Below are 11,372 nucleotides of genomic sequence, written 5' to 3'. Positions count from 1 at the left end.
GTTCCGTCCGCGCCCGGTCGCGGACGCAGCCGCCGGGAACCTCCACAAGAGACGGAGATTGACATGCAAGGTGCCTCTGGCCGCGGTCGCCCGAACAGCACGAGCACCGGTCGGTCGCGACGGGCCCGGAAGCTGGTGGCCTCCATGGCCGGGGTGACGGCCATCATGCTGTTCGCGGTCGCGTGCAGCGAATCCGGCGGCGACAAGGCCGGCGCGTCCGCTCCGAGCGCCTCGAAGGGGGCGGCTTCGGGCGACAAGAAGAGCACCCTCGCGTACGCCAAGTGCATGCGCGAGAACGGAGTCGCGAACTTCCCCGATCCCAATTCCCAGGGCCTGCTCAACATCGACGGCTCCGTCGACATGAAGTCGTCGCAGTCCCAGGCCGCGGACAAGAAGTGCAAGGAACTGCTGCCCGCCGCCAACGCCGCCCCGCCCGCCGGGGTGGCGGAGGCCTCCCTGGCGTACTCCAAGTGCATGAGGGAGAACGGGGTCCCGAAGTTTCCCGACCCCAACGCGGAGGGCGGGCTCGACGTCAACGGCGAAACGCTGGGAGTCGACCCGCAGGGCCCGGTCTTCAAGGCGGCCGACAAGACGTGCCAGCCGATCCTGGAGAAGATCGCCGGCGGCCCCAAGCAGTTCCAGTCCGGGGGACCCGGCCCGGCGCCGCAGTAGACGGCCCGCCCACCCGGAATGACGCGCCGTACCGCTCCCGTCGACGACGGGAGCGGTACGGCGTTCGTCGTGGTGCGCCCCGCGGTCAGTGCACCGACAGGGGTGTCCGGCGCCGGGCGGGCGGTGCGGGGTCGCTCGCGGCGGGGAAGGCGACGGTGACGCTCAGGCCGCCCCCGGGCCTCGTGGAGGTGGTGAGGTCGGCGTCGTGGGCGTGGGCGATGGCCTGGACGATGGACAGGCCGAGCCCGAGGCCTTCGGTCCGTGCGGCCCGGGTGGCGCCGAGCCGCTGGAACGGCTGGAAGAGCCGGCCGACGGCGTCCGGAGGCACGGGGGGACCGGTGTTGGTGACGGTGAGGACGGCGCGACCGTCCACGGTCCCGGTGGTGACCCGCACCTCACCGTGCGGGGTGTTGTGCCGCAGCGCGTTGTCCACGAGATTGACGACGAGGCGTTCGGCGAGCGGTCGGTGCCCCACGGTCGCGGCCGCCGCGAACGACGTGTGGACCGTCACGGTCCGCAGGTCCGCCTCGTCGGCCCGTGCCTCGACGACCTCCTGGACGATCCCCGTCAGATCGAAGGGCCGGCGGACCTCGATGCCCGCGTGGCTGCGGGCCAGCGTCAGGAGCGCCTCGATCAGGCGTTCCTGCTGGGCGCCCGCGGCGAGGACGCGTTCATGGGCCTGGCGCAGGGACTCGACGGTCGCCTCGGGGTCGGACAGGGCGACCTGTCCGAGGGCCCGCTGTCGGGCCAGCGGCGTACGCAGTTCGTGGGAGGCGTTGGCGACGAACCGGCGCTGCGCCTGGAAGGAGTCCTCCAGCCTGGCCAGCAGCCCGTCGAAGGTGTCGCCGAGCTCCCTGAGCTCGTCGCCGGGCCCGTCGAGGGCCAGCCGCCGGTGCAGGCTGGTCGCCGAGATGTCCCGCGCCATGGCGGTGATCGTCCGCAGCGGGCGCAGGATGCGGCCCGCGACGATCCAGCCCAGCACTATCGACACCACCAGCATGAGGGCCAGGGCGATCCCCGAGTTGACGAGCAGCTGGTGCATGACGTCGGACCGCTGACGGGCGAGGGCCGCGCGGGCCTGCTCCGAGAGCAGGTCGATGGCGACCACCCGTTCGTGCTGCCCGTCGGCGGGCCACGGAGGGGTTCCGGGCGGCAGGGGAGCGTCACCACCGGGTGGCGAGGAGAGGAAGTCGGTGCGGAAGCCCATCGGGGGATCCGCACCGAGGTTGTGCCGCACGAGCACGTAGGTGATCGCCAGCAGGGCGGTGCTGGAGATCAGGAACAGGCTTCCGTACAGCAGTGTCAGCCTCGCCCGGACCGTGCGGCGGGTCGGGCGGGCCGTCCGGACCGGCTTCTCGTCGTCCTGCACCACAAGCACCCGTGCCCCACGTGTCCTCGGCGATCACTTGTCAGGGGCAACACCCTGACAAGTCCGTCCGGGATCGTCCAGTGGGCGCGGGTCAGGCAGGACCCGGAAGGGATGCTCGCCTGGGTATCGCCGGGAACGTCACGATGATGGTCAGCCCGCCGCCCGACCTCGCCCGGGTGGTGAGGTCGGCGTCGTGGGCGTGGGCGATGGCCTGGACGATGGACAGGCCGAGCCCGAGGCCTTCGGTCCGTGCCGCCCGGGTGACGCCCAACTGCTGGAACGGCTGGAAGAGCTGCTCGATCGCGCTCGGCGGGACCAGGGGACCGGTGTTGCCGACGATGAGCGCCGCGCGGCCGTCCACGGTCCGGGTCGCCACCTCGACGTGGCCGTAGAGCACGTTGTACCGCAGCGCGTTGTCGACCAGGTTCGCGACGAGGCCCTCGGCGAGGGTGCGGTGGCCCGCGGCCACCGCCGGGGTGATGGACGTACGGAACGTCACCGCCCGGCGGTGTGCCTCGCCCTTCCGCGACTCGACGACCTCGGCCGTCAGCCGGGCCAGGTCGAACGGCTCCCGGACGTCGATGCCCCCCTGGCTGCGGGCCAGCGTGAGGAGGGAGCCGATGAGTCGTTCCTGCTGGGCGCCCGCGGCGAGGATGCGCTCGTGGGCCTGGCGCAGGGACTCGACGGTCGCCTCGGGGTCGGACAGGGCGACCTGTCCGAGGGCCCGCTGTCGGGCCAGCGGCGTACGCAGTTCGTGGGAGGCGTTGGCGACGAACTGGCGGTGGGCCTCGAAGGAGGTCTCCAGTCGGCTCAACAGGCCGTCGAAGGTGTCGCCGAGCTCCTTGAGTTCGTCCGGGGGCCCTTCGAGGGCCAGCCGCTGGTGCAGGCTGGTCGCCGAGATCTCCTGCGCCGTGGCGGTGATCGTCCGCAGCGGGCGCAGCATGCGTCCGGCGACGATCCAGCCCAGCACGATGGAGACCACCAGCATGAGGGCCAGCGCGATCCCGGACTGGACGAGCAACTGGTGCATGGTGTCGGAGATCTGACCGGCCATGGCGTCCTGGGCCTGCTCCGCGAGCGTCTTCAGGGCGCTCTGTCTGCTCTGGGGCGGCTGCGCGGGGACGGCGCCGGGATCGGTGCCCGCTTCGTTGATCGACAGTTCGGGCGGCCGCCCGCCGATGGCCCGGAGCACCAGGACGTAGGTGACGCCCAGCAGGGCGGCTCCGGACAGGACGAAGAGCCCCCCGTACAGCAGGGTCATCCGCAGGCGCACGGTGCGGCGGGGGAGGCGCCGGCGGGCCCCGCGCCCCGCGAGACGGGCGATGGCAGGCATGGGCTCCTCAGATCCGGTAGCCGCGCTTGGCGACGGTCTCGATGACCGGGGGGTTCCCGAGCTTGGCCCGCAGCCGGCTGATCGTGATCTTCACGGCGCTGGTGAAGGGGTCCGCGGCATCGTCCCAGACCCGCTCCAGGAGTTCCTCGGCCGGAACGGCGCGGCCCTTGGAGGCCAGCAGCACCTCCAGCACACCGAACTCCTTGGGCGCGAGCTCCAGTAACCGTTCCCCCCGGCGGGCGTTGCGCCGGGCGGTGTCCACGACGAGGTCCCCGTGCCGGAGGACGGGCGGCACCGCGGGATGCGCCCGGCGCGCCAAAGCGCCGATCCGGGCGATCAGCACGGGGAAGTCGAACGGTTTGGGAAGGTAGTCGTCGGCGCCCAGACTGAGTCCGTCGACGAGGTCCTCCGCGGTCGCGGCGGCGGTCAGCATCAGGACCCGGCTCCGGTTCCCGGCCGCGATCAGCTCCGAGCACACGGCGTCACCGTGCATGCCGGGCAGGTCCCGGTCGAGCACGATGACGTCGTAGTCGTTGCACATCGCGCGTTCGAGACCACCGGGTCCGTCCAGTGCCACGTCGACGGCCATCTGCGCGCGGCGCAGACCGACGGCCACCGTCTGGGCCATTTCCTCGTCGTCCTCCACCACGAGCACCCGCACTTGTCGCCCTCTCTCCGCCGGCACATCGGACACGCTCATCCAGGAGCGAGCTTCCAGGATGTTCTACCAGCAGTTTCCGCACGGTTTCGTCCGGAAGCAGGCCTTCCGGACCGGCCGGAGGCACGAAACGCTGCCGAAACCGCCGCCCCCGTAGAAAGGAGCCTGCCGGGAATCCAGCGAGTAATGGAGAGTCGAATGGCTGTCATCGCCAACAGTGCGGCCGATCGGAATGGGGCCGGGAAACGGCGGACGCGCCGGTGCAGCGCCAGGGTCGCCCTGCCGGCGGAAATCGGCCTCGAGCCGGCGGAATTCGGACGCAACGGTCTCGTCGAGCGCCCCGGGAGCGGTTCGTGACTGCCACACAGATCCCTTCGGAGAACGCGGACGCCGTCGGGGGTCCGCCGACCGATCAGGAGGCGCGCCCCCGTCGGCCGCGCCGCCGCGTCAGGGCGGCCGCGATCGTGGTGGCCCTGGTCGCCGCCGGCGGTGCGGCGGGGATCGCCGCCACCGACACGTTCGACGCCAGGACGAAGGACGACACCGCCATCGCCAGTGCCGCTTCCGCGACCTCCCTCGCGAAGGTGACCCAGGGCACGCTCTCCGCGCGGACGCAGCAGAACGGGACACTCGGGTACGTGGGCGACCATCCTGTGATCAACAACGCGAGCGGTACGGTCACGAAGCTGCCCGCCGTCGGCGAGGCGGTCGAGCAGGGCAAGGCCCTGTACTGGGTGAGCGGCAAGCCGGTGGTCCTGCTCAAGGGATCCGTTCCGCTGTACCGGGACCTGTCCCGCGGTATGGAGGGCGCGGACGTCCAGCAGCTGAACGCCGCGCTCGTCGCCCTCGGTTACGCCGGCAAGGACGAACTCGACCCCACGTCGGACTACTTCAGCCGGGCGACACGCCGGGCCCTCCTGGAACTCCAGGACGCCGTCGGCCTCAAGGAGACCGGGCAGCTGACGACCGCGGAAGCGGTGTTCCTGCCGGTGGACGCGCTCAGGGTCACCAAGGTCGAAGGGATGGTCGGTGGCGCCGCGGGGAACGGCGGGGTGTTGCTGAGGGGTTCCTCGACCAAGCGTCAGGTCGCCGTCGCGCTCAACGCGAGCCAGCAGGCCTCCGTGAAGGCGGGCGACAAGGTGCTGATCACCCTGCCGAACGGCAAGAGCACCGAAGGGGTGGTCTCGGCGGTCGGCAAGGTGGCGACCAAGACGGACCAGAGCATGACCGTCGAGGTCCTCATCGAACCGCTGGACGCGAAGGCGACCGGCGAACTCGACCAGGCGCCGGTACAGGTCGCGATCGTGTCCGAGACCGTGAACGACGTGCTCTCGGTGCCGGTGGACTCGCTGCTGGCGCGCGCCGGCGGCGGGTACGCGGTCGAGGTCGTCGGCGAGGACGGCAAGCACACCCTGGTCCCGGTGACCACGGGACTGTTCGACGACAGTGCCGGCACCGTGCAGGTCACCGGCGAGGGTCTGCGCGCCGGTCAGAACGTGGTGGTGCCGGGCTCATGACCAGTGTGGAGACGGAAGCGCGCGTGGGCGGAACGAAGGAGACCGGCGAGCCGGTCCTCCAGTTGCACGAGGTGTCCAAGGTGTATCCCGGCGCGTCGCCGGTGGTGGCGCTGGACAAGGCCGGCTTCACCATCCACCGCGGCGAACTGGTCGCCATCGTCGGCCCGTCGGGCTCGGGGAAGTCGACGCTGCTGCAGGTCATGGGCAGCCTCGACCGCCCCACTTCGGGAACGGTCCGGATCGTCGGTGACGACGTCGCCGCGATGTCGGACCGCGACCTGGCGGGACTGCGGGCGACCCGGATCGGGTTCGTGTTCCAGCAGTTCTTCCTGGCCCAGCACGCCACCGCCCTGGAGAACGTCGCCGACGGAATGCTCTACTCGGGCGCCAGGCACGGCGAGCGGCTGAAGGCGGCGGCCGCGGCGCTGCGCCGGGTCGGGCTCGCCCACCGGGCCGATCACCGCCCGCCGGAACTGTCCGGAGGCGAACGCCAGCGGGTCGCGATCGCCCGGGCGCTGGCCGGCAACCCGGCGATCGTGCTGGCCGACGAGCCGACCGGCAACCTCGACAGCGTCAACGGGGCCGCCATCTTCAAGCTGTTGAAGGAGCTCAACGCCGAAGGCACCACCATCGTGGTGATCACCCACGACCGCGAGCTCGCCGCGCAGATGCCGCGCCGCATCGAGGTCCTCGACGGTCACATCGTCGCCGACGTCAGTTCGGACGGCGAGCCCACGACCATGGAAAGGCACCTGCCATGACCACCACGACGGCTGCCCCTCCCGGCCGGATGCGTCCGGGCGATCTGGCCCGAACCGCCAGTGTCGGGCTGCGGACGAGGCGGATGCGGGCCGCGCTGTCGGCCCTGGGCATCGCCATCGGCGTCGCCGCCATGGTGGCCGTGATGGGGCTCTCGGCCTCCTCGCAGGCCGGACTGCTGGCCGAGATCGACAAGCTGGGCACCAACCTGCTCACCGTCACCCCGGGCCGGGTCCTCGGTGGCGGGACCGCCAAACTGCCCGTCGACGCACCGGCGATGATAGGCCGGATCAAGAACGTCGAAACGGTCCAGAGCACCGGCAAGACCGATGCCAACGCCTTCCGCAACCCCTACATCCCGGGCATCAACACCAACGGCATCTCCGTGAACGCGACGAGCCTGGACCTGCCCGAGGCGGTGCGCACCTCCGTCGCCAAGGGCAAGTACCTGAACGCGGCCACGGCCGAGCAGCCGGTCGCCGTGCTGGGTTCGGCGGCCGCCGGCCGCCTCGGCATAGACACCATCCATCCGGGCACGCGGATCTGGGTCGGCGGGCAGTGGTTCTACGTCACGGGGATCCTCAACCCCGCGACCCTGGCACCCGAGATCAACTCCTCGGTGCTGGTCGGCTTCCCGGCCGCGCAGAAGTACCTGAACTTCGACGGCCACCCGTCCATGGTCTACGTACGGGCCGACACCGACCACGTCGCCGAGGTCCAGTCCCTGCTGGCCGCGACGGCCAACCCGGCGAGCTCCGACCAGGTCAGCGTCAGCCAGCCCTCGGCCGCTCTGGAGGCCAGGGCGGCGACGCAGTCCGCGCTCAACGGCCTCTTCCTGGGCCTCGGGGCGGTGGCCCTGCTCGTGGGTGGCATCGGCGTGGCCAACACCATGGTCATCTCCGTCCTCGAACGCCGCTCCGAGATCGGCCTGCGACGGGCACTCGGGGCGACCAAGGGGAACATCCGTCTGCAGTTCCTGTGCGAGGCGATCCTGCTCGCCGCACTCGGTGGAGTGGTCGGAGTGGCGTTGGGCACCGTCGCCACCGCCGTCTACGCCAACGTCAAGGGCTGGGAGACCGTCGTTCCGGTACTCGCCTGGGGAGGCGGACTCGGCGCGGCCGTCGCGATCGGGGCGGTCGCCGGACTGCTCCCGGCACTGCGCGCGGCCCGAATGCAGCCCACCGAAGCCCTGCGCACCGCATAGGGAACCCGCCGGGAAGGGCCGGCCGGGCCGCCGATCGGCGACCCGGCCGGCCCTTCCGTCTGTTTATTCCGACTCCGCGGTGGAATTCACGGACCCTTCACACCAGGGCAGTCATACCCCTAGGAGTAGGGGTGGGCGGGGTCGCTCGGGCAGGGGTTACGACGTTCAACGGGTAAATGTTAATTTCTCCCCCGACATTCGAATGCGCGTTCCGGCAGAGATGTTCCGGGTTGTTCGTCATGGGGGAAGCATGAGAGCACGGGTAACGAACTGGTTTGTCGCGGTGGCCACTGATTCCGACGCGTTATCTGCGAGTTGGTGAGGGGCTGAAGTGGCATCAGTGGAACACGAGATCAATCAGCAGCCCGTGGTGGAGGTCGAGCTCGGTTCGCTCAGGCTGGTCGGCTCGCCGCGGCTCTCCGGGGAGCGACCCGAGCACGTGCACGTACTCGCGGCGGCCCAGAATCCGCTGCCGCCCATCGTCGTGCACCGGCCCACCATGCGGGTCATCGACGGATTCCACCGCCTCAAGGCGGCGAGGCTACGGGGTGAGGACAAGATCGCCGTCAGGTTCTTCGACGGCGAGGAGGCCGAGGCGTTCGTGCTCGCGGTCCAGCTCAACGTGACGCACGGTCTGCCGTTGGCCCTGGCGGACCGCAAACGCGCCGCCGAACGCATCACCGCCTCGCATCCGCAGTGGTCCGACCGCAAGGTGGCCTCGGTCACCGGGATCTCCCCGGGGACCGTGGGCGACATCCGCAGACGGATCGTCCGGGAAGTGGAGTCCGACGTCCGGCGGATCGGCAGGGACGGCCGCCTCCGCCCCGTCGACGGCAGCGTCGGCCGCGTACTGGCCGGCGAGCTCCTGGTCCAGAACCCGGAACTGTCGCTGCGCCAGGTGGCACGTGCGGCGGGCATCTCGCCGGAGACGGCGCGTGACGTGCGCAATCGCCTGCGCAACGGCGAGGAGCTGCTGCCGAAACCACGCAAGCGGAAGGAGCCCGGCGCCGGGGTCGACGCCGGGGTGCAAGGCACCGCCGCGAGGAAGAGCGCCGGGGGCGCGCCGGGCATGGCGGGCACGGCGGGCGCCGACGGCGAGGTCGTGGGGCGCACGGAGTTCGGCGGGCTGGTCCTCGCCCAGCGGCCGGGCCGGGCCCGCGGCGTGTCCGTAGGAGACCGGGCCGCACTCGTCAGTCGGCTGAAGGCGGATCCGGCGCTCCGCTTCACCGACACCGGACGCAACCTGCTGCGCCTGCTGGCCCTGCACAGCCTCCGCAGGGAGGAGTGGGACGCGATCATCAGCAACGTGCCGCCCCACTGCGGCGACATCGTCGCCGATCTCGCCCGGCAGTTCGCCGACCTGTGGTCGGAGTTCGCCGTGCGGGTGAAGGAGGACATGGCACAGATCGGCTGAAGCGTCCACGCCGTCCGAGTGTGAAAAACGAACGGTTGGACGGCATGACGAAGGGGGCCTCCCGCCGGCACGGCGGGAGGCCCCCTTCGCCGTCGGTTCAGCGGACGGTACGCAGCCGCGCCGCCGCGGCGACGCCGTCGCAGCCCGAAAGCCCCAGCGCGTCGCGGAGTTCCTCCGCCAGCAGTTCGAGCACCCGTGCCGCGCCGGTCTCCCCGGCGGTGGCCAGACCCCACATCAGCGGACGGCCGACCATGACGCCGGACGCGCCGAGGGCCAGCGCCCGGAGCACGTCGGTGCCGCTGCGGACGCCGCTGTCCAGCAGGACCTCGCTGTTCCCGCCGACGGCCCGCACCACCTCGTGGAGCGCGTCGATGCTGGGCACCGCCCCGTCGAGCTGGCGGCCACCGTGGTTGGAGACCACGACGGCATCGACCCCGCAGTCCGCCGCACGGGCCGCGTCCTCGGGCGCCAGGACGCCCTTCAGCACCAGCGGGAGCTCCGTCCGCTCCCGCAGCTCCGCCACGGACGACCAGGTCAGCGCCGGAGAGAGGGACTGCGCGGTGTGGACGGCCACGGCCGAGGCGCCCGCCGTCGACCGGTGCGCCGTGCCCCCGGTCGTGATGTTCGACGCGCCCACGTGCGCGGGGAGCGCGAAGCGGTTGCGTACGTCCCGCAGCCGGCGCCCCATCCACGGGACGTCGACCGTGAGCACGAGCGCCTCGCAGCCCGCCTCCTCGGCCCGGCGGACCAGATCGAGGCGCTGCGCGGTGTCCCGGAGCCAGTACAGCTGGAACCAGACGCTCCCACCTACCGCCGTGATCTCCTCGATCGGGACGCTGCTCAGCGTGCCCGCGGTGAACGGCACCCCGGCGGCCTTCGCCGCCCGGGCGGTGGCGAGTTCGCCGTCCGGATGCACCAGCCGGTGGTAGGCGATCGGTGCCACGGCCACCGGGAGGGCGGCCGGGCGGCCGAGCAGTGTGGTGTCGGTCGAGACCCGCGAGACGTCCCTGAGGACCCGGGGGACGAGGAACACGCGGTCCAGGGCGTGGCGGTTGGCGTCGAGCGTGGTCTCGTCACCGCTGCCACCGGCGATGAAGTCCCTTACGGAGGGCGGCAGGACGGAGGCGGCGGCGCGCTCGAAGTCGGCCAGGCGCAGCGCGGCCCCGGCGGCGGCCGCCTGGGTGGCGGCACCCGTCGTCTGCGACTCGACCGCCTCCGTACCGAGGGCCGGATGGTCAGCGCCCGAAGCCACGCTGGCCCGTCCGCTCCAGCTCCACCGCCTCGTACAGCGCCTTGATGTTCGAGCTTCCGAACGTCTCGGCGCCCTGCCGCTCGATCACCTCGAAGAACAGCGTGTGCCGCGGGTGGGCCGAGGCCGTGAAGATCTGGAACAGCTGCCCGCCGTGGTCCTCGTCCGCGAGCACGTTCGTCGACCGGAGGTCCTCCAGCCGCTCCCGGCCCAGCGCGATCCGCTCGCCGAGCAGGTCGTAATACGCGGACGGGGTGGTGAGGAACGTGACGCCGCGGCGGCCCAGCGCGCGTACCGAGCGGACCGCGTCCCGAGAGGAGAAGGCCAGGTGCTGCACTCCGGAGCCCTGGTGGCCCTTGAGGAACTCGTCGATCTGGCCCGGGTCGGCCTTGGGATCGGGCTGGATGAGGGTCAGGGTCACACTGCCCGAGCGGCTCTGCACGACCTCCGACTCCATCGCCTGCCTGCCGACGACGATGTGCTCCTCGAAGATCGACTCGAACTCCAGGACGTCGCGGTAGTACGCGACCGTGGGTTCCAGGTCGCCCGTGTCGAGGCAGACGGCGATGTGGTCGATGTCCAGCAGCCCCACGCCGTCCGGCCGCTCGTCGACCGGGCGCGGCGTCGGGGCGAAGCCGGCGGGCAGCCCCGGCCCCTCGTCCGGAGCGCGCTGCACGAGGGTGTGGACGACGTCCCCGAAGCCCTCGATGACGGCCGTGACCTCGGGGCCGGCTCCGCCGTGCCGGACCGGCTGCCGCTTGGTGCGGGCGCCGTTGCCGACCGCGGCGTCGAATGCGGCCGCCACGTCGGCGGTGCGCAGGGCGATGTCGGCGACGCCGTCGCCGTGGGCGGCGACGTATTCCGAGGCGGGATGCTGGTCCGAGGTCGCCTCGGTGAGCACCAGCGTGGTGCGGCCGTGGCGCAGGGCGAGGCTGCGGTGGTCCTCGGAGCCGCCGGTGCCGACCACCGTGAACGCGTACAGGTCGATCCAGTCGCGCGCCGCCGAGTCGAGGTTTCCGACGTAGAGCTCGACGTAGTCGATGGTGAGATCCCCGAGGGGATCCGCCGTATTCCTTGAATCCGTCATGAGGGTCCTCCGGGCGGGAAATGAAAGGAGTTCCCGAACCATAGGAGCCCGATTGCGGATCCGGCTATCGAGGGCGGTGGAATCGAGCTGGACAGTGCGCGGAAAAGATC

10 protein-coding genes are annotated in these 11,372 nt (G+C 71.5%); 5 read left to right on the top strand and 5 right to left on the bottom strand.

Features of this window, described 5'->3' with window-relative positions:
- The first annotated feature begins 144 nt into the window (after positions 1-144).
- Entirely contained in the window at positions 145-672 is a 528-nt protein-coding gene (locus ACFYZL_RS27275; protein ID WP_384755674.1) for a hypothetical protein, read from the top strand.
- 85 nt (positions 673-757) lie between these two features.
- Here ACFYZL_RS27275 and ACFYZL_RS27270 read toward each other — a convergent pair whose 3' ends face one another.
- The 3 genes from ACFYZL_RS27270 to ACFYZL_RS27260 all read right to left on the bottom strand — a co-directional run bounded on the left by ACFYZL_RS27270 (position 758) and on the right by ACFYZL_RS27260 (position 4,035).
- Positions 758-2,041 (bottom strand): sensor histidine kinase, encoded by a 1,284-nt coding sequence (locus ACFYZL_RS27270; protein ID WP_384755672.1) that lies wholly within the window; start codon positions 2,039-2,041, stop codon positions 758-760.
- 91 nt (positions 2,042-2,132) lie between these two features.
- The gene (locus tag ACFYZL_RS27265; protein ID WP_384755670.1) at positions 2,133-3,374 is read right to left on the bottom strand and encodes a sensor histidine kinase; all 1,242 of its coding nucleotides are present in this window, start codon (positions 3,372-3,374) and stop codon (positions 2,133-2,135) included.
- A gap of 7 nt (positions 3,375-3,381) precedes the next feature.
- A complete protein-coding gene (locus tag ACFYZL_RS27260; protein WP_384755667.1) occupies positions 3,382-4,035 on the bottom strand; it encodes a response regulator transcription factor in 654 nt (217 codons plus the stop codon).
- 350 nt (positions 4,036-4,385) lie between these two features.
- On the opposite strand from ACFYZL_RS27260, the gene ACFYZL_RS27255 reads away from it, so the two are divergent.
- From ACFYZL_RS27255 to ACFYZL_RS27240, 4 genes are all read left to right on the top strand, one after another.
- Positions 4,386-5,549, top strand: a complete 1,164-nt coding sequence (locus ACFYZL_RS27255; RefSeq protein WP_384755664.1) for a peptidoglycan-binding protein — start codon at positions 4,386-4,388, stop codon at positions 5,547-5,549.
- A complete protein-coding gene (locus ACFYZL_RS27250; protein ID WP_384755661.1) occupies positions 5,546-6,310 on the top strand; it encodes an ABC transporter ATP-binding protein in 765 nt (254 codons plus the stop codon). The genes ACFYZL_RS27255 and ACFYZL_RS27250 overlap by 4 nt, the downstream gene beginning before the upstream one ends.
- Entirely contained in the window at positions 6,307-7,512 is a 1,206-nt protein-coding gene (locus tag ACFYZL_RS27245) for an ABC transporter permease (protein ID WP_384755658.1), read from the top strand. The genes ACFYZL_RS27250 and ACFYZL_RS27245 overlap by 4 nt, the downstream gene beginning before the upstream one ends.
- 331 nt (positions 7,513-7,843) lie before the next feature.
- Entirely contained in the window at positions 7,844-8,926 is a 1,083-nt protein-coding gene (locus tag ACFYZL_RS27240; protein ID WP_388682569.1) for a ParB N-terminal domain-containing protein, read from the top strand.
- Between the two features lie 97 nt (positions 8,927-9,023).
- On the opposite strand, the gene ACFYZL_RS27235 is transcribed toward ACFYZL_RS27240, so the two are convergent.
- Both ACFYZL_RS27235 and hppD read right to left on the bottom strand, forming a co-directional pair.
- Positions 9,024-10,082, bottom strand: a complete 1,059-nt coding sequence (locus tag ACFYZL_RS27235) for an alpha-hydroxy acid oxidase (protein WP_388682582.1) — start codon at positions 10,080-10,082, stop codon at positions 9,024-9,026.
- A 79-nt stretch (positions 10,083-10,161) separates the two neighbouring features.
- On the bottom strand, positions 10,162-11,262 hold the full coding sequence (gene hppD, locus ACFYZL_RS27230; RefSeq protein ID WP_384750956.1) for a 4-hydroxyphenylpyruvate dioxygenase: 1,101 nt from the start codon (positions 11,260-11,262) through the stop codon (positions 10,162-10,164).
- Between the last annotated feature and the right edge of the window lie 110 nt (positions 11,263-11,372).

Source organism: Streptomyces sp. NPDC001717 (genome assembly GCF_042892775.1).
Taxonomy (GTDB): Bacteria; Actinomycetota; Actinomycetes; order Streptomycetales; family Streptomycetaceae; genus Streptomyces.
This window is presented reverse-complemented; position numbering and strand designations above follow the sequence as displayed.